The organism is Rhodanobacter sp. KK11, from assembly GCF_033345435.1.
Lineage (GTDB): Bacteria > Pseudomonadota > Gammaproteobacteria > Xanthomonadales > Rhodanobacteraceae > Rhodanobacter.
The window spans coordinates 508,121-526,602 of sequence record NZ_JAWPMI010000001.1 but is presented as its reverse complement, the minus strand read 5'-3'; the positions used below and the strand labels follow the sequence as shown (position 1 = coordinate 526,602).

General features: G+C 68.4%; 15 protein-coding genes. 8 read left to right on the top strand and 7 right to left on the bottom strand.

Annotated features, from left to right (window positions below):
- Positions 1 to 119 precede the first annotated feature (119 nt).
- The 3 genes from R5H19_RS02290 to R5H19_RS02280 all read right to left on the bottom strand — a co-directional run bounded on the left by R5H19_RS02290 (position 120) and on the right by R5H19_RS02280 (position 4,442).
- Positions 120 to 1,511: an undecaprenyl-phosphate glucose phosphotransferase gene (locus R5H19_RS02290; RefSeq protein WP_318157351.1), complete on the bottom strand. Its 1,392-nt coding sequence runs from the start codon at positions 1,509 to 1,511 to the stop codon at positions 120 to 122.
- 260 nt (positions 1,512 to 1,771) lie between these two features.
- Positions 1,772 to 3,976 carry a polysaccharide biosynthesis tyrosine autokinase gene (locus R5H19_RS02285; protein WP_318157350.1) on the bottom strand — a complete coding sequence of 735 codons (2,205 nt, stop codon included), beginning with the start codon at positions 3,974 to 3,976 and terminating at the stop codon, positions 1,772 to 1,774.
- A 31-nt stretch (positions 3,977 to 4,007) separates the two neighbouring features.
- The gene (locus tag R5H19_RS02280) at positions 4,008 to 4,442 is read right to left on the bottom strand and encodes a low molecular weight protein-tyrosine-phosphatase (protein ID WP_318157349.1); all 435 of its coding nucleotides are present in this window, start codon (positions 4,440 to 4,442) and stop codon (positions 4,008 to 4,010) included.
- Positions 4,443 to 4,766: 324 nt separating this feature from the next.
- Between R5H19_RS02280 and R5H19_RS02275 the strand changes: the two genes are divergently transcribed.
- The 5 genes from R5H19_RS02275 (at position 4,767) to R5H19_RS02255 (ending at position 11,113) form a co-directional block, all read left to right on the top strand.
- The gene (locus R5H19_RS02275; RefSeq protein ID WP_318157348.1) at positions 4,767 to 5,042 is read left to right on the top strand and encodes a hypothetical protein; all 276 of its coding nucleotides are present in this window, start codon (positions 4,767 to 4,769) and stop codon (positions 5,040 to 5,042) included.
- Positions 5,043 to 6,089: 1,047 nt separating this feature from the next.
- Complete coding sequence (locus R5H19_RS02270) at positions 6,090 to 7,109, top strand: polysaccharide biosynthesis/export family protein (protein WP_318158136.1); 1,020 nt, start codon at positions 6,090 to 6,092, stop codon at positions 7,107 to 7,109.
- A 149-nt stretch (positions 7,110 to 7,258) separates the two neighbouring features.
- Entirely contained in the window at positions 7,259 to 7,996 is a 738-nt protein-coding gene (locus R5H19_RS02265) for a YjbF family lipoprotein (protein ID WP_318157347.1), read from the top strand.
- A complete protein-coding gene (locus R5H19_RS02260; RefSeq protein ID WP_318157346.1) occupies positions 7,993 to 8,763 on the top strand; it encodes a capsule biosynthesis GfcC family protein in 771 nt (256 codons plus the stop codon). The genes R5H19_RS02265 and R5H19_RS02260 overlap by 4 nt, the downstream gene beginning before the upstream one ends.
- 232 nt (positions 8,764 to 8,995) lie before the next feature.
- A complete protein-coding gene (locus R5H19_RS02255; protein WP_318157345.1) occupies positions 8,996 to 11,113 on the top strand; it encodes a YjbH domain-containing protein in 2,118 nt (705 codons plus the stop codon).
- 258 nt (positions 11,114 to 11,371) lie between these two features.
- Here the strand turns inward: R5H19_RS02255 and R5H19_RS02250 are convergent, their stop codons facing one another.
- On the bottom strand, positions 11,372 to 11,728 hold the full coding sequence (locus tag R5H19_RS02250; protein WP_318157344.1) for a Rieske 2Fe-2S domain-containing protein: 357 nt from the start codon (positions 11,726 to 11,728) through the stop codon (positions 11,372 to 11,374).
- Positions 11,729 to 11,806: 78 nt separating this feature from the next.
- Between R5H19_RS02250 and R5H19_RS02245 the strand changes: the two genes are divergently transcribed.
- The 3 genes from R5H19_RS02245 (at position 11,807) to R5H19_RS02235 (ending at position 14,981) form a co-directional block, all read left to right on the top strand.
- Positions 11,807 to 12,076: a hypothetical protein gene (locus R5H19_RS02245; protein WP_318157343.1), complete on the top strand. Its 270-nt coding sequence runs from the start codon at positions 11,807 to 11,809 to the stop codon at positions 12,074 to 12,076.
- A 44-nt stretch (positions 12,077 to 12,120) separates the two neighbouring features.
- On the top strand, positions 12,121 to 13,032 hold the full coding sequence (gene yedA, locus R5H19_RS02240) for a drug/metabolite exporter YedA (protein WP_318157342.1): 912 nt from the start codon (positions 12,121 to 12,123) through the stop codon (positions 13,030 to 13,032).
- Positions 13,033 to 13,568: 536 nt separating this feature from the next.
- The gene (locus R5H19_RS02235; RefSeq protein ID WP_318157341.1) at positions 13,569 to 14,981 is read left to right on the top strand and encodes a TIGR00366 family protein; all 1,413 of its coding nucleotides are present in this window, start codon (positions 13,569 to 13,571) and stop codon (positions 14,979 to 14,981) included.
- A 111-nt stretch (positions 14,982 to 15,092) separates the two neighbouring features.
- On the opposite strand, the gene R5H19_RS02230 is transcribed toward R5H19_RS02235, so the two are convergent.
- The 3 genes from R5H19_RS02230 to R5H19_RS02220 all read right to left on the bottom strand — a co-directional run bounded on the left by R5H19_RS02230 (position 15,093) and on the right by R5H19_RS02220 (position 18,462).
- Positions 15,093 to 16,415, bottom strand: coding sequence for an ABC transporter permease (locus R5H19_RS02230; protein ID WP_318157340.1), 1,323 nt, complete (start codon positions 16,413 to 16,415; stop codon positions 15,093 to 15,095).
- 12 nt (positions 16,416 to 16,427) lie between these two features.
- On the bottom strand, positions 16,428 to 17,591 hold the full coding sequence (locus R5H19_RS02225) for an FtsX-like permease family protein (protein WP_318157339.1): 1,164 nt from the start codon (positions 17,589 to 17,591) through the stop codon (positions 16,428 to 16,430).
- Positions 17,592 to 17,775: 184 nt separating this feature from the next.
- Positions 17,776 to 18,462: an ABC transporter ATP-binding protein gene (locus R5H19_RS02220; RefSeq protein WP_318157338.1), complete on the bottom strand. Its 687-nt coding sequence runs from the start codon at positions 18,460 to 18,462 to the stop codon at positions 17,776 to 17,778.
- Positions 18,463 to 18,482 lie beyond the last annotated feature (20 nt).

Here is an 18,482-nt window from a genome sequence, read left to right as displayed (position 1 = left end):
TCATGCCTTTCAAAACTGCAAATACCCTGAAAATACTTCTGCCGCGCCAGTAAGCCGCGAAGCACCGGCCCGGATCATTCCGCACGCCGCAGCCCAGTCGCCCAGCCCCTTCATATCACTCAGTAGGCGTTGGTGCGTTTCAACAATACCCGCGGTGTGCGCAGGATGATCTTGAGATCAAGCCAGATCGACCAGCTTTTGATGTACTCGATGTCGCATTCGACCCGCCTCGCCATCTTCTCGATGGTATCGGTTTCGCCACGGAAGCCGCTGATCTGGGCCAACCCGGTCAGGCCCGGTTTGACGCCATACCTCTGCATGTAGCCATCAAGGCGTTCGCGGAAGTAGTGGTTGTGCGCAACGGCGTGGGGCCGCGGCCCCACGATCGACATCTGCCCCTGCAGCACGTTGATGAATTGCGGCAACTCGTCGAGGCTGCTGGCGCGCAGGAAGCGGCCAAACCGCGTGACCCGCGGGTCGTTGGCCGTGGCCTGGGTTACCTGGCCGCCGGGCTCGACATGCATGCGCATGGAGCGGAATTTCCAGACGTCGATCTCCTTGCCGCCCAGGCCGTTGCGCTTCTGGCGATAGAGCACGGGGCCGGGCGAACTCAGCTTCACGCCGATCGCGATCAGTACCATCAGCGGAGCCAGCAATAGAAGGATCACCAGCGCGAGCAGGCGGTCCTCGACGGCCTTGGCGATCCGGGCGTGGCCCTCGACCCTGGTGCCACGCAGCGTGATCACCGGCACCCCGGCGATCATGGAGGCCTGATGGTTGAGCAGCTCGTAGCCGAACAGGTCCGGCACCAGCCGGATCGTGGTGGGCAGCTCGCTGGTCGCATCCAGCAGGCGCTTGATTTCGGCCTCGGCGCGCATCGGCAGCGCCACCCAGACCTGGTCCGGCGCGTCCTGCTGCAGGCTGGCAATGAAGGCATCGAGATCGCCGGCGCACGGAACATCCGCGATGGTCTGCTGGTCGTATGGGGTCTGCACGTAACCGATCACGTCCAGGCCCATCCAGGGGCTTTGGCGTGCGGCGGCCACGATCCGGCGGCCGGCGTGGGTGGCGCCCACCAGCACCACCTTGCGCGCGTCGATGCCGCGGGCGCGGATGCTGCCCAGCAGGCGGCGGCCCACCCAGCGGTGCAGGCCCAGCAGGGCCAGGGCCGCCACGAACCAGGTGCCCAGCCACAGCCGCGAATAGTCCTCTACGCTCTTGACCGCCCATTCCGACAGCAGCAGGGTCACCATGACGGTGCTCCACGCCAGCGCCATGCGCGCCACTTCCCCGCCCAGGCTCTCGCCACGCCAGCTGCGGTAGAGGCCGAACAGCGGGAATACCAGCAGGGTCAGCAGCAGCACGCGAAGCACCGCGGAATTGCTGGGTGCGGCCGGCAACAGGCTGTCGAACCGGGCCCAATGGGCCAGGCAGGCGGTGAGCACCACGATCGCCACGTCACCCATCCGCACCAGGATGTGCAAAAGCGCGGCGTACTTCGAAAAGAACATCGTCTCCGAACTGCGGGTTCGGAAATCCCCTGAGGTCAGCAGCAACATCACACGTCCTTGATAGCTCGTTACGCGGTCCGACAACACATGCAACAACGTCAAGCAACTACCGGGCCACCCATCCCTGTATCCGCAGGGACTGCGTCGCCACCGGTTCCGGTCGAATATCACACGGTTCGCGTGGACCAAGCCAGGCCCCGCGTTTGTGATCAACGTCACATTGTGCACCGAATGCCGACAAAAATCGTCACCCGCCCCGCTCAGGACGCTGCACCGCGATATTCGTAGTAACCATAGGAGTAGTAGCCCGCCGCGCGCCGCTCCACCGCGTTGAAGATGGCGCCCTTGACCTCCACGCCGTTCTGCTGGAAGCGCTGCCGGGCCAGTGCGATCTCGCGCGCCTGGTTGAGGCCGAAGCGCACCACCAGCAGGCTGGTGCCGGCCTGCTGGCCGATCACGGCGGCATCGGTCACCGCCAGGATCGGTGGGGTGTCGAGGATGATCAGGTCGTACAGCGGCATCAGCTTGTGCAGCAGGGCCGTGAAGTTGGCATGCATCAGCAGTTCGGACGGGTTTGGCGGCACCTTGCCGCGGGCGATGAAGTGCATGCCCTCGACGCTCTCCACCTTGCGGATGGCCGCGGCGGTGTCGATCTGCCCGGCGATGAGTTCGGACAGGCCACCCTCGGCCTTGCCGCCCAGCACCTTGTGCTGCCCGCCCTTGCGCATGTCGGCGTCGATCAGCAGCACGCGCTGGCCGGCCTGGGCGATCACCGCGCCCAGGTTGGACGAGACGAAGGTCTTGCCGGCGCCGGGGCTGGAACCGGAGATCATCAGCAGGTTGTTCTTCGCCTCCAGCCGGGCGAAGTGCAGGCTGGTGCGCAGGCTGCGCAGCGCCTCGGTGGCCAGGTCGGCCGGCGAGGTCACCGCCAGCAGGTGCTGCCGGCCGTCGCCACGGCGGCGGGTTTCCCGCAACGAGATGCTGCGCTCCTGCTCGCTCAGCGGGATCGAGGCGTATACCGGCAGCCCCAGCTGCTCGATGGCGGCGGGGTCTTCCACGCCACGGCTCAGCATCTGGCGCAGGAAGACGAAGGCCACCGCCAGGAAGCCGCCGAGGAAGCTGCCGCCCAGCACCACGACGGCCTTCTTCGGCTTCACCGGCTGGGTGACGTCTACCGCGGCCTTGTCGATGACGCGCACGTTGCCGACGGTGCCGGCACGGGCGATATCCAGCTGCTGCGCCTGGTTGAGCAGGCTGGTATAGGTTTCGTTGCTGACCTGCACGTCGCGGGTCAGCCGCAGCAGTTCCTGCTGGGTGTCGGGCAAGGTGCCGACCTGCTTTTCCATCGCCTCCTTCTGCGCCTGCAGCTGGCCGATCTGCTGCATCAGCGCCTTGTACGCCGGGTGCTCGGGGGTGAAGCGGCGCTCGATGTCGGCCTGCTGCATGCGCAGCTGCTGGATGCTGGTTTCGATGGCGACGGTCTGGTCCAGCAGGCCCTTGGTCTGCATGGTGATGTCGACCGAGTGCGCGCGGGTCTGGAACGCGTTCAGCGCGGCGGTGGCCTTTTCCAGGTCGCGGCGCACGTTGGGCAGCTGTTCCTTGACGAACTTCAGGCTGTTGGCGGCTTCGGCGGAGTTGCGCTCCACGTTCTGGCGCACGTAGAGCTCGCTGACCTGGTCGAGCAGGTCGGTGGCCAGCACCGGGTCGGCGTTGTCGTAGGTCAGCGCGATGATGCCGGAGTCCTTGCCCTGCTCGCTGGCGCTGATGTCCTGCTGCAGTTGGGTGATCACGGCCAGGTCGCGGTGGCGGATCAGCTCGAAGCGGGTGCCGGGGTTGGCGGCCAGCGCCTTCACCTGGATGGTCACGCCGTGGCCGCTGGCCGGCTGCCCGACCTGGCCGGCGAACAGGGTGTCGCCGTCGTCGTCGCGCAGGGTGTAGGCGCCATGCCGGCCGGCCACCAGGGTCAGCGACTTGTCCAGCAGGCGGGCCGGCACGTCGAGCTGGAAAACGTCCAGTGCGGCGCCGCCCCAGTCGTAGCTGTTCATGCCCAGCAGCGGCGGAGCCACCGTGCCGGCCTGGTCCGCCGTGTAGCGGCGGGCGATGAAAGCGCCGACCAGCGGGAAGTGCCGCGGCTTGACTTCGATGGCGAGCTTGAGGTTGTCGGCGGCCGCGCCGACCACGGTGCGCGAGGTGATCAGCGCGATCTCGGTGGTGGCCTGCGAGGTGGAGGAGCCCAGCGTGCTGGCGATGTCGCTGAGGCCCGGCAGGCTGGGCACCTTCTGCTCGACCTGCACGACCGCGTTGGCCCGGTAGATCGGCGTGGCCAGCAGGGCATAGGCCACGCTGATCACGAAGAACGCGCCGGTGACCAGGATGATCAGCCACTTGTGGTCGACCAGGGTGCCGAGCAGCTCGCCCAGGTCGATTTCGTCGTCGGCTGGCGCCGGGGTTTGCGTAACGGTCATGCGGGATCGTCTCTGGAAAGGGGAATGCGGGCTACAGGTAGCGCAACCAGCTTTCTACGCCCTGCTCGATCAGGCCGTAGACGTGCTCGAACGCGGGGCGCTGCTGGCGGTACGGGTCGGGGATGTCGCGCCCCTGCAACCACTTGTCGAATACGAAGATCTTGCCGCTGGCTTCCGGGGCCATGCGGATCATCGCGTCCGCGTGGCTTTTTTCCATGCCCAGCACCAGGTCGGCCTCGCGCAGCATGCCGACGTCGAGCTGGCGCGCGCAGTGGGCCGTGCCGTCGATGCCGTGTTCGGCCAGCAGCTGCAGTGCGGTGGCGTCCATCGGGTGCCCCGTCATCGCGCCCAGCCCGGCGCTGGCCACCCGGATATCGCGGGACGCCAGCCGCGCGCGCAACAGGTATTCGGCCGTCGGGCTGCGACAGATGTTGCCGATGCAGACGGTCAAGATCCGTTTGAACACGGTGCTGGATCACTCCTCGAATACGGGGCGGGGACGGATCGGGCCATCCGGCGCTCGCCACGACACGCCCTCGCTCCCCGCGGAAGGACCGCGGCAACAGGCGTCCTGTTCTTCTACCTTCCCCGCTGGCGTTTCATGCCGGCGGGCCGGGCTGGCGGGGCGTCCACGGCGGACGCACCGGCTCCGGCAAGCTCGGCATGATAGCCGAAGCCGCCCATTCGGCGACCGCCCGCCGCGCGTACCCCCACCGGTCCGAATGTGGCTATACTCGGCGGTGACGTGCCTGCCCTCCATGGTCGGAGGGGGCCAACCGGGGGATCATCCATGAAGAATCTGATCGTTGCACTGCTGGCCACGGGCCTGATGGGTTCAGCGCTGGCCCAGTCCGCCCCGCCGGCCGACCAGCCGCAGCCGCAGGCTGCGCCGGCGCCGTCCGTGCCGGGTGCGAAGGGCGCCACCGCGCAGTCGCTGGGCGAGATGACCCCGTTCTACGTGATCGGCGGCGTGGCCGTACTCGGCGCCGTGATCGCCGCTGGCGGTGGCGGCAACGACCACAAGACCAGCACGCCGCCCCCGACCGGCACCACCGGTACGAACTGAGCGGTTGCGTTGGTTCGAAAAGCCGCGCCGGGCTCGCTTGCCCGGCGCGGCTTTTTTGTGGGCGAAGATCAAGAGCGACCCCACCCCAGCCCTCCCCTGCTTTGCAGGGGAGGGAGCAAGGCCGCTTTTCGCTCCTTCCTCCTGCTTGCAGAGGAGGGACAACGCCGCTTTCGCTCCTCCCCCTGCTTGGCAGGGGGAGGTTGGGAGGGGGTGGCTCCGGGTGGCGGGAAGATCAAGAGCGACCCCACCCCGGCCCTCCCCTGCTTTGCAGGGGAGGGAGCAAGGCCGCTTTTCGCTCCTTCCTCCTGCTTGCAGAGAAGGGACAGCGCCGCTTTTCGCTCCTCCCCCTGCTTGGCAGGGGGAGGCTGGGAGGGGGTGGCTCCGGGTGGCGGGGAAGATCAAGAGCGACCCCACCCCGGCCCTCCCCTGCTTTGCAGGGGAGGGAGCAAGGCCGCTTTTCGCTCCTTCCTCCTGCTTGCAGAGAAGGGACAGCGCCGCTTTTCGCTCCTCCCCCTGCTTGGCAGGGGGAGGTTGGGAGGGGGTGGCTCCGGGTGGCGGGGAAGATCAAGAGCGACCCCACCCCAGCCCTCCCCTGCAAGCAGGGGAGGGAGCAAAAGCTGCTAGCTCGGCGCCTACTGGGCAGAGGAGTGGCAAGGCCGCTTTCGCTCCTGCCCCGGCGCAAGCCGCCCGAACGGCGCTTGCGGAAACCAGCCCATCGCCCGGCATGCCTAGCGCCCATCCTTCGACAGGCTCAAGACGAACGGGAGGTGGGGTGGCTCAGCTTCGCAGGGCAGCGCGACACATGGTGCTTTCATCGGTGGCAGCTATACTTTTCAGCCGCATGCTTCCCGGATCCCGGTACTACGGTACCCACAGCTTCCGCGACCCGCATAGATCACAACGTGCCGAGCCCGCCCGGCGTTTCAGCGTGTCCATCGTTTTCCCACGAACCCATGGGGCCCTTTGATCGTGAAAATACTCCCTGCCCTGACCCTGATGGCCTGCGCAGCCCTGTTGCATGGCTGCGCGCTGGCACCGGGGCAGCACCTGTCCACCAGCAGCCTGTCTCGTGGTGATTCGGCGGACAACAGCCAGGTCGAACTGATCCCGATCACCCCGAAACTGCTGGCGATGGATCGCGCCAGCGCGCAGGCCGCGGCGGTGCCGCCGGCGCTGCTGGCGTACCAGCCGGAACCGTACCGGATCGGTGCCGGCGACACGCTGTACATCACGGTGTGGGAACACCCGGAGCTGACCTCGCCGGCCGGCCCGCAGCAGCAGACGCTGGCCAACGGCCGCCTGGTGCGCTCGGACGGCACGCTGTTCTATCCGTACGTGGGCACGCTGAAAGTCGCCGGCATGACCATCGAGCAACTGCGCGAGGCGATCAGCGACAAGCTGGCCGCCTACGTCGAGAAGCCGCAGGTCGACGTCAGCGTGATCGGCTACCAGAGCCAGCGCGTACTGCTGCAGGGCGCGTTCGTGAAAACCGATCCGCAGCCGATCACCGCGGTGCCGCTGACCTTGGCTCAGGCGCTGGGCACGGCCACCATCAATACCGCTCAGGCGAACCTGTCCAGCCTGGTGCTGAGCCGCGACGGCCATGACTACCGCCTGGACCTGGATGCGCTGAACGATGGCGAGAACGTGGCGCAGGACATCTACCTGAAGCCGGGCGACCGCCTGTTCCTGCCGTACAACGACCGCCAGGAAGCCTACGTGGTGGGTGAGGTGATCAGGCCGCTGGCGATCAGCTTCAAGACTTCCGACCTCACCCTGACCCAGGCGCTGGGCCGCGCCGGCGGGCTCAACCCGCTCAGCGCCAAGGGCAAGGCGGTGTACGTGATCCGTGGCGTGAAGGACCTCGAGCAGGCGCCGGCACAGGTGTTCCAGCTGGACGCCAAGTCGCCGGCCGCGTTTGCGCTGGCCGACCAGTTCAAGGTGAAGCCGGGCGACGTGGTGTTCGTGGGCGCGGCCGGCATCACCCGCTGGAACCGCTTCGTCAGCCAGCTGTTGCCGTTCTCCGGCCTGATCAGCAACGCGGCCAACGTGAACAAGGATCTCTGAACGCTGTTGCCGGAGCCGCGCGCCCATCCCGTAGGGCGGGCACTGCCCGCCACAAGTGCGCAGCCCATGGGAATTTGTCGAAAAGACGGCGGGCCGTGCCCGCCCTACGAAGTTACGCTGTACCCGATTTCAAGAAAGGGGAACCAGGCTTGCCACCGGATCAGCTGACCCACACCGTGCGCACCACGGCGCCGAAGGCATGTTCGGCTGCCGGACGCACGATGCCGGCCTGGCGCCGCCTGCTGTTCGCGTGGCCGCTGTTGCTGCTGGGCGTGCACGGCTGCAGCGACCTGTCGCGTTCGTCGATCAGCACCATGAAGCTGGCCATGCACGGCCGACCGCAGGTGCAGCCCGGCGCCGCCGAGGTCGCGGCCAGGCCGTACTACCAGTTGCTGGCGACCAGTCCGCAGGGCAGCGCAGTGCTGATCCTGGGCAACCTGGATGGACGACGCCAGGCCTGGTACGGCAGCCATGGCGTGGTGGTGTTCCTCGAACACGGCCGCGTGGTGCAGACCGGCGGCCTCGGCCAGAACCTCGACGGCCTGCAGCTGCCCGCGGACGATCCGTTCGCGCGCGGCCTGCACACGCTCACCGCACCGGTGACGTACCGCGTGGACACGGACTGGTCGCCTGGCTACCGCTACGGCGTGCCGGTGGACGCCACGCTGACCCCGGCCGGCCACGAACGGATCAGCATCCTCGGCACCACCCGCGACGTGCTGCGCGTGGACGAACAACTCAGCGCACCGGCCCTGCATTACCGCACCCGCAATCATTACTGGGTGGATCCGCGCGACGGCTTCATCTGGAAGAGCGAGCAGCAGGTGGCGCCGGGACTGACCCTGCAACTGGTGCAATTGCGCCCGTACCGGGAGCCGTCGCCGTGAACCGCGTACTGTGCGTACTGCTGATGCTGGCCTGCCCGGGCATCGCCGCCACCGTGCAGGTGCAGGCCGGCGGCGCGGTGGCGCATGCCGGTCGCCTCGAACTGGCCGACGGCGCCCGGCTCAGCGACGCGGCGCTCGCCGCCCGCCCGCTGCCACAGGCCTACCTGCTGGGCGCGGCATGGCTGCGGCCAGGCCTGCTGGCCGCGCAGCAGCGGCTGAAGGCCGGCGTGCTGTTCGACCTTGCCAGCCTGCAGCGGCAGGCACGTGCCGATGGCCGGCAGGAACTGGCCGCGACCGCCGGCGCGATGGCGGGCTGGATCGATTCCCTGCCGGTCACTGGCCGCCAGGCGCCCGCCCTGCTCGACCCGCGCGTGGTGGAAGTGAATGCTGCGGAGAATCGCCCGCTCGCCAGCGGCGACCGGCTGTACTACCCGCGGCGCCCCGCCACCGTCCGCGTGGTCGGCGCCGTGCGGCAGCCGTGCACGCTGCCGCTGGTGCCGTTGCAGGATGCGCGGCTGTACCTCGCTTCGTGCAAGGTCGGCGACGACGCGGACGCAGACAGCCTCTACGTGATCGAACCGGACGGCCGGGTGTTCGTGCAGGGGATCGCGCTGTGGAATCGCAGTGCGCCGCTGGCGCTGGCGCCGGGCGCGGTCATCTACGTGCCTTTGCGCGAGCGCGCGGCGGGCAAGGTCGACGCGAGGTTGAATGACGACATCGCGGCTTTCCTCGCCACGCAGGTGTTGCCGGGGGCGGGCGCGGAATGATGGTGGGTCGCGAAGAGCGTCACCCCCTCCCGGCCTCCCCCTGCACGCAGGGGGAGGAGCAGAGCCGCTCCCTCCCTCAGAGTCGCTCCCTCCCTCAGAGCCACTCCCTCCCTCAGAGCCGCTCCCTCCCTCAGAACCACTCCCTCCCCTGCGCAGCAGGGGAGGGCCGGGGTGGGGTCGCTCTTGATGTCTTCGCCCGCTCCGCGCAACGACAGCACGGGAATCCGCACCGTTGAACACCCTCCAGCACCTCCGCCGCCACTGCACCTGCCTGCTGCCACTGGCCGGGTGGCTGGTGACGTGCGCGGTGCATGCGCAAAGCGCACCGACGCAGAGCGACTTCGGCGGCGCCGGCTTGTTGCAGACGCCGACCGCGCGGATGGCCGACGAGGGCGAGGTGGCGTTCACCGCCAGCCGCACCTCGCCGTACACGCGCTACAACTTCACGCTGCAGCCGCTGCCGTGGCTGGAAGGCAGCTTCCGCTACATCAGCATCGGCAATCGCCTGTATGGCCGCATCGCGGGCAACCAGAGCTACAAGGACAAGTCGATCGACGCCAAGGTCCGGCTGTGGCGCGAGAGCCATTGGCTGCCGGCGCTGTCGGTGGGCGTGCGCGATCTTGGCGGGACGGGCCTGTTCTCCGGCGAGTACGTGGTGGCCAGCAAGCGCTTCGGGCCGATCGACGCCAGTCTCGGGTTGGCGTGGGGTTACCTGGGCAACCGCGGCGACATCCGCAACCCGCTGTCGCTCATCAGCGACCGGTTCGATACGCGGCCGGGACGAACGAGCGGGGAAGTCGTCGGCAACCTCAACAGTCACGACTATTTCCGCGGGCGCGCCGCGTTCTTCGGCGGCATCAGTTACCAGACGCCGTGGCAGCCGCTGCTGCTGAAGCTGGAGTACGAGGGCAACGACTACCGGCACGAACCGCAGGGCAACAACCAGCCGCAGCGCACGCCGATCAATCTGGGCGCGGTGTACCGGCTCAACCGCAACGTCGACCTGAGCCTGGCGCTGGAGCGCGGCCGCGTGGCGGCGTTCGGCTTCACCCTGCACACCAATCTGGCGCAAAGTGCCGGGCCGGCCAAGCTGCTCGACCCGCCGCCGCCGGCACGCGCGGCCAAGCCGCCCACGCAGTCGCCGCAACAGGTCGACTGGCCGTCAGTGAGCAAACAGTTGCGCGACAACGCCGGCATCGAGGTCGCGGCGATCACCCGCCGCGGCAGCGAAGTGCGGGTGACCGGCGAGCAGCAGCGCTATTTCTACCCGGCCAAGGCGCTGGGACGCACCGCCCGCATACTGGACAACCAGCTGGCGCCGGGCACCGACTGGTACACCGTGGTAGCCACCGGTGCGGGCATGCCGGTCGTGGCCACCAGCGTGCACCGGCAACGCTTCGACGAACTGCTCGACCACCGCATCGACCTGCCGGCGTTCCGCCGCAGCGTCGAGCAGGGCGTGCCGCTGCCGCAACGCGAGGAAGTGCTGTACCGGGCCACCCCGAAGAAATTCGACGGCAATCTCTCGCTGGGTTACGCGCAGTCGCTGGGCGGTCCGGACGCGTTCATCCTGTACCAGATCTATGCGAACTACGACGCGAACTTCCACTTCACCCCCAACCTGTGGTGGAGCGGCAGCTTCAACGCGAACCTGCTGAACAACTACGACCGCTTCAAGTACGACGCGCCAAGCAACCTGCCGCGCGTGCGCACCTACGTGCGCGAGTACCTGACCGGCGCGCGCGTCACCATGCCGGTGTTCCAGCTCACCGCCAGCCGTCGCTTGGGCGCCGACCTGTACGGCCTGCTCTACGGCGGCATGCTGGAAAGCATGTACGGCGGCGTGGGCGGCGAGGTGCTGTACCGCCCGCTGGGCGAGCGCTGGGCGATCGGCGCCGACGCGAACTGGGTGAGGCAGCGCGGCTTCGACCAGGACTTCTCGTTCCGCCGCTACCACGTCGCCACCGGCCACGTGACCGGCTATTTCGACCTCGGCTACAAGGACGTGACCCTGGCGCTCAGCTACGGCCGCTACCTGGCCGGCGACTGGGGCAGCACCATCGACGTCTCGCGCAGCTTCCGCAACGGCGTGCGGATGGGCGCCTACGCCACCTTCACCGACGTCTCGTCCCGGCAATTCGGCGAAGGCAGTTTCGACAAGGGCATCTACCTCTCGATCCCGTTCGACCTGATGCTGCCCCGCTCGCACGCCGGCAGCGCCAACATCCTGTGGCAACCGCTGCTTCGCGACGGCGGCGCCCGCCTGGGCAAGCGCTACAACCTGTACGACCTGACCAGCGAGCGCGCCGGCGACCTGCTCGAGGACAACCTGCAGAAGATCACCGAATAGCAAGGCCCTGCTCTCTCCCCCTGCTGCGCAGGGGGAGGGACCGGGCCCGCAGCTGCGCGCCCTGCTCCCTCCCCTGCATCGCAGGGGAGGGCCGGGGTGGGGTCGCTCTTCGCCCGAGCCAGGATCAAAAGCGCACCCCCTCCTGACCTCCCCCTGCTGCGCAGGGGGAGGGACCGGGCCCGCAGCCGCACGCTCTGCTCCCTCCCCTGCATCGCAGGGGAGGGCCGGGGTGGGGTCGCTCTTCGCCCTGGCCAGCTCTCAGCCCAACCGCACCTCGCCTGCTTCCACCTGCACCGCCACCGCGCGCAGATGCTCGCCGCGGCAGGGGCCGGCGATGCACAGGCCGTCGCCCTGGTTGAAGGTGGCGCCGTGCACGGCGCAGGTCAGGGTGTCGTTTTTCAGCAGGAACTTGCCGGGGGCGTAGTCGAGGCGGCGGCCGGCATGGGGGCAGACGTTGAGGTAACCGCGCACTTCGCCGCCCCGGCGCAGCAGGATCAGGCTTTCCTCGCCGTCGGGCAGGTGGGCGTCGACGGCGGTGGCGCCGCCGTCGGGGATCTCGTCCAACCGGCACAGCGCCTGCCGGTCCAGCGATTCGATGGGAGTGAATGTATCCATCGGCACTTGCCTCGCGGGGCGGATGGCCCCATGGTTGCACGCATAAGTCGTTGATTTTACCACACGGATTTTTAACACATGTACTTCGCCCTGCCTTCCCTGCGTCGCCCCCGTCATCCGCTGGCCCGTGCCCTGTCGCTGCTGCTCGGCGTGGCGGTGCTGGGCGTGCTGCTGGTGTTCGGCCTGGTAGTGGCCGGCGTGTTGCTGGTCGGCGGTGTCGTGCTGCTGGCCGTGCGCCAGTGGAAGCAGGGCCGCGCGCCGGCGAAGCCGGTGGCGTCCAACGCACAGCCGGCCGTGCTGGAAGGCGAGTTCGTGGTGGTTCGGCAGGGTCGCCCCGTCGCGCATTGAGCAGTCCGCGCGGATAATGCGCGATCCCCACACGATCCGCCCCCATGTCCGATACCCCTGCCTCCGTCGCGGCCGAAACGCCGCGCAGCCTGACTGATCCCCGCATCCTGATTCCGCTGGCGCTGCTCGCGCTGTACGTGATCTGGGGCTCGACCTACCTGGGTATCCGTTTCGCGCTGGAAAGCTGGCCGCCGTTCCTGCTCGCCGGCGTGCGCTTCCTGGGCGCCGGCGTGGCGCTGTACGGCTTCCTGCGCTGGCGCGGCATGCCCCCGCCGACGCGTGAGCAGTGGCGCAACGCGGCGGTCACCGGCCTGCTGCTGCTCGGCCTGGGCAACGGTTTGGTGTGTTTCGCCGAGCAGCGGGTGAGCTCGGGGATCGCCGCCGTGGCGGTGGCCAGCATGCCGCTGTTCGCTGCGCTGTTTTCCGGCCTGTACGGCGAGTGGCCGCGCCGGCGCGAGAGTATCGGCCTGGCGATCGGATTCGCCGGCGTGATCGTGCTGAACCTGGGCAGCAGCCTGGCCGGTTCGACGATCGGCGCGGCGGCCCTGCTGGTGGCCGCGGCGGCGTGGGCGTTCGGCTCGGTGTGGAGCCGGCGCAAGGTGATGCCGCCGGGCCCGATGAACACTGCCGCGCAGATGATCTGCGGCAGCGTCGCGCTGCTCGGCTTCGCTCTGCTCAGCGGCGAACGGCTGCCGGTGCATCCGAGCCTGCGCTCCACCCTGGCGATCGCCTACCTGGCGGTGTTCGGCTCGATCGTCGCGTTCAGCGCCTACCTGTACGTGCTCAAGCACGCGCGCCCGGCGCTGGCCACCAGCTACGCCTACGTGAACCCGCCGGTGGCGGTGCTGTTCGGCGTGCTGCTGGCCGGCGAGCACGTGGGGCCGTTCGACCTGACCGGCATGGCGATCATCCTGGCCGGCGTGGCAGTGATCACGCTGGCAAAGCAGAAGCGGTAGATCAGGGGCGCACCCCCTCCTGACCTCCCCCTGCTGCGCAGGGGGAGGGACCGATCCCGAAGCTGCACGCCCTGCTCCCTCCCCTGCTTCGCAGGGGGAGGGACCGAGCCCGCGGCCGCATGCTTCTGCTCCCTCCCCTGCGAAGCAGGGGAGGGTCGGGGTGGGGTGGCTCTTCGCTCTAGAGCCAAGATCAAAAGCGCACCCCCTCCTGACCTCCCCCTGCTGCGCAGGGGGAGGGACCGAGCCCGGAGCTGCGCGCCCTGCTCCCTCCCCTGCTGCGCAGGGGAGGGGCCGAGCCCGAGGCTGCATGCTTCTGCTCCCTCCCCTGCGAAGCAGGGGAGGGTCGGGGTGGGGTGGCTCTTCGCCGGGAGCGTTGCCCCCTTCCAACTTCCCCCTGCCTTGCAGGGGGAAGGGCGAACGAGGCGTCGCCGGTGGCGACGCCGCTTTGCTTCATTGAAGCGGGGGGTGACCATCGTCGGCTTGCCTGCCCATCCGCAGCGGCGCGACGATGGCGCGATTCACCGGCGGAGAACGGCATGAACACATCACAGGACGGCTGGATGGCGCGCGCGGCATTGCGCAGCGCGGCGTGGGCGGAGCGCTGGTTTCCCGACGCGTGGGTGTTCGCCGCGCTGGGCGTGCTGGTGGTGGCGCTGGCGGCATTCGCCTTCGGCGCCACGCCGATGGCGACGGTCACCGCGTTCGGCGACGGTTTCTGGAGCCTGATCCCATTCACCATGCAGATGGCCTTCGTGGTGATCGGTGGCTACGTGCTGGCCACCGCGCCGGTGGTGGCGCGCTTCATCGACGTGCTGGCGCGGGCGCCACGCAGCGGGCGCGGGGCGATCGTGTACATCGCGCTGGTCAGCATGCTGGCCTCGCTGCTCTCCTGGGGTTTCTCGCTGGTGTTCGGCGGGTTGCTGGTACGCGCGCTGGCGCGGCGCAACGACCTGCGCATGGATTACCGTGCGGCCGGCGCGGCCGCGTATCTCGGCCTGGGCGCGATCTGGGCGATGGGCCTGTCCTCCTCGGCCGCGCAGCTGCAGGCGAATCCGGCCAGCATGCCCCCGGGGCTGCTGGCGATCACCGGCGTGCTGCCGTTCAGCCAGACCATCTTCCTGTGGCAGTCGATCGTGCTGACCGCGGTGCTCATCGTGGTGTCGCTGCTGATCTGCTGGACTACGGCGCCGTCGGATGCGAACGCGCGCACTTCGAAAGATTTCGACGTGGGCGAAACCTCGACCCCGATGCTGCCGCCGCGCACGCGCCCGGGCGAGTGGCTGGAATACAGCCCGCTGCTGTCGCTGGCGATCGGTTTGCTGGGGCTGGGCTGGCTCGGCCACGAGTTCGCCAGCAAGCCGGCGGTCACCGCGATCGCGAACCTCAACACCTACAACTTCCTGTTCCTCACCCTGGGCATCCTGCTGCACTGGCGTCCGCGCAGCTTTCTCGACGCGGTGAGCCGCGCGGTGCCGAGCACGTCCGGCGTGCTGATCCAGTTCCCGCTGTACGGCGGCATCGCCGCGCTGCTCACCCACGTGCCCGGCGCCGATGGCGCCACCCTGGCGCATCGGTTGTCGCACCTGTTCGTGCAGGTGGCCGGCCAGGAGAGCTTTCCGGCGGTGATGGGCGCGTACTCGGCGGTGCTGGGTTTCTTCGTGCCCTCCGGTGGCGGCAAGTGGCTGGTCGAGGCGCCGTACGTGATGCAGGCAGCGAACGACCTGCACGTGCACCTGGGCTGGGCCGTGCAGGTGTACAACGCCGCCGAGGCGCTGCCGAACCTGATCAACCCGTTCTGGATGCTGCCGCTGCTCGGCGTGCTGGGGCTGAAGGCGCGCGACGTGGTCGGCTACACCTTCGTGCAACTGGTCGTGCACGTGCCGCTGGTGCTGGGCTTGCTGTGGCTGCTGGGCTTGACGCTGAGCTACGTGCCGCCGGTGATGCCCTAGAACAGACGTAGGGCGGGCAATGCCCGCCAGCTTCTGCATCCCATTGATGAAGAGCGGCGGGCGGTGCCCGCCCTACGAAGCCGGACGCCCCGAACCACCTCGCCGCCGGCGTTACGACTCACGCAGCGCGGTGGTCACCGGCAGTCGCGCGGCGCGCACGGCGGGAAACAGGCCGCCGACGAAGCCGATCGCCATAGCCCACTTGATGCCCAGCCACAGCAGTTCCGGCGAGACCTTGAACTGGAACACCACCTGGCTGAAGTTCGCGCCGAGGGTGGACGCGGTGTAGCCGTTGAAGATCAGCCAGCTGACCAGCCCGCCGAGCACGCCGCCGAGCAGCGCCAGCAGCATGGTCTCGATCAACACCGAGACCACCACCGGCAGACCGCGGAAACCGATCGCGCGCAAGGTAGCGATCTCGCGGGCGCGCGCGGCGATCGCGGCGAACATGGTGTTGAGTGCGCCGAAGATCGCGCCGATCGCCATGATCACGCCTACGGTGATGCCGACGACGCGGATCACCTTGGTCAGGTTTTCGGACTGCTTGCTGAAGTACTCGCGGGTGGTGCTGACGTCGACCTTCAGGCGCGGGTCGCTGGACAGCGCGGCCTTGAATGCATCGAACGCCTGCGGCGAGGTCAGCCGCACGGTCACGGATTGCACGCTGCTGCCGCGGCGATAGGCCGAGGCCACCGTCTGCGCATCGCCCCACAGTTCCGAGTCGTGCGAATCGCCGGAAACGAACTCGCCCACGATGGACCATTCCTGCCCGGCCAGGCGCAGTTTCCGGCCCACGTCCAGTCCGGCGAACTGCTGCATCGCGCCCTGTCCCACCACCAGCTCACGCAGGCCGGGCTGGAAGCGGCGACCCTGCACGATCTTCACGTTCGGCCGCAAGGTCCACGCCTCGTCGCCGACACCGCGGATCGGCACGTTCGCCTCCACGCTGGGATCGTTGCGCTTGGGCAGGTTGGCGACCACCGACTGTTCGGCCGAGGCCACCGGCTTGCCGTCGGCACTACGCGCCACGCCGGGCGCCTGGATGACCACGTTGACGCTGTCGCGATCGAGCACCGAGTTGAGCTCGGCGTTGGAGCCGCCGCGCAGCACGATCGCGGTGTCGTCCGAGCCGGTCTGCTGCAGGGTGCTCTGGAAGCCCTCGCCCATCGCCAGCATCGCCACCAGCACGCCGACCACGCCGGCAATGCCGACCACCACCACCAGCGAGGCGCCGATGCGCTGGCGCAATGTGCTGATGCCCACGCTGGTGATCGAGAGCGTCTGCCGGCCACGCCGGGTCAGTACCAGCCACAGCGCCAGCAGCAGCACCAGCAGCAGCACGGCGGGCCACGGCAACCGGGACCAGATCCACAGGCCCGCGATCACGATCGCGACCAGGCCGAGGCCGCGCAGGAATGACTTGAATTTGCGCATGTCCGATTCTCCTCAGCGGCCAGCCAGCGCATCGACGATGTTCAGCCGCATCGCCCGCCACGCCGGCAACGCGCCCACCACCAGGCCGATCAGCATCATCAGACCGACGCCCATCGCCCAGCTGCCGGCGCCCACCGGCGGCAGGTTGATCATGCCGCCGCTGCCCTTGCCGATGGCCGGCGCCAGCACGGCGGCCAGGCCCAGTCCGACCACGCCACCGATCAGCAGCAACAGCACCGATTCGGCCAACACCAGTCCCAGTACGCTGGTGCTGGAGAAACCGATCGTCTTGAGTACCGCCAGCTCGCCGGTGCGTTCGCGCACCGCCTGCGCCATGGTGTTGGCGGTCAGCAGGATCAGGGTGAAGAACACCGCGCCCATGATCGAGCCGACGATCAGGCCGATGTCGCCCAGCTGCTTGGCGAACGAGGCGCCAAAGGCCTGCTCGGTCTGGGTCTTGGTTTCATGGTCGGAGTTGGCCGACAGCGCGTCGATCGCCTGCGCCACGCGATCGCCCAGTGCCGGGTCGGTCAGCCGGTCGACGTACCAGCCGACCGTGCCGTTGCCGAACGCATTGGCCTCGTCGAAATATTTCCAGTGCAGCAGGAACAGCTGGTCGAGCCCGTTGGCGGCGCCCTTCTCGACGGTGAAGATGCCCTCGATGTCGAACGTCCAGGTCTTGGAGCCGTTCTTCTGCGGGAAGATGGTCGACTGCAGCGGAACCTTGTCGCCGACCTTCCAGCCGTACTTCTGCGCCAGCTTGTCGCCGATCACCGCGCCGGTACGGTTGTCGTCGAAGGCCTTGCGCTGCCCGGCCGGCAGGTGGATTTCCGGGTACAGGTCGAGGTAGTTCGGGCTTACCGCATAGCTGAACACGAAGTTCTTCGGGTCCTGGTAGATGCCGCCGAACCAGTTCGCGTGGCCGACGTCGCGCACGCCGGGGATCGCGGCGATGCGCAAGCCCAGTGATTCCGGCAGCGGCTGGATGATCGAGTAGCGCGACGAGGTGATCAGCCGGTTCACGCCGGCGATGCTCTGGCTGCCGGAGTCGAACGCGGTGCGCACCGCGTCGAGCATGCCGAACAACAGGAACGCGGCGACGATCGACACCAGGGTGAGGAAGGTGCGCGTCTTGCGCCGGAACAGCGCGGCCCAGATCAGGTGGAGGTATTTCATGACGGAATCCTCTGGGGATTACGGTGCTTCGGCGCAAAATCAAAAGCTTGACCCCCTCCCGACCTCCCCCTGCGCTGCAGGGGGAGGAGCAAAGCCGCGGTGCCCCCTCCCCTGCTTGCAGGGGAGGGCTGTGACCGAAGGGAATCCCCTGCGGAGGGTGGGGTCGCTCTTCGCCGTGCGCCGATCACGCCAGCGCCTGCTCGACGAGGGTGCCCTTGTCCAGGTGCAGCGTATGGCGGGCGTACTCGGCGGCCTTGGGGTCATGCGTGACCATTACGATGGTCTTGCCCTGTTCGCGGTTGAGCTCCTGCAGCAGGCCAAGCACATCCTCGGCGGACTGGCGGTCGAGGTCGCCGGTGGGTTCGTCGCAGACCAGCAGCGCGGGGTCGGAGACGATCGCGCGGGCGATCGCCACGCGCTGCTGCTGGCCGCCGGACAGTTCGCCCGGCTTGTGGCTGGCACGGTCGGCCAGGCCCACCAGCTGCAGCGCGATGGCTGCGTTCTTCTTGCGCTGCGCTGCCGACAATTTGGTCAGCAGCAGCGGCAATTCCACGTTGCGCTGCGCGGAGAGCATCGGCATCAGGTTGTAGAACTGGAAGATGAAGCCCACGTTCGACGCGCGCCACTTCGCCAGCGCGCCGCCACCAAGCTGGTCGATGCGCTGGCCGCCCACGCTGATGCTGCCGGCACTGGGCGTATCGAGGCCGCCAATCAGGTTGAGCAAGGTGGTCTTGCCCGAGCCGGACGGTCCCATCAGCGCCAGGAAATCGCCTTCGGCGATGTCCAGGTTGACGTGGTGCAGCACTTCGACTTTCTGCTTGCCGCGCTCGTAGGTCTTGGCAAGGTCCCTGATTTCGATCAGCGTGGACATGCGTGGTTCTCCGAAGAACA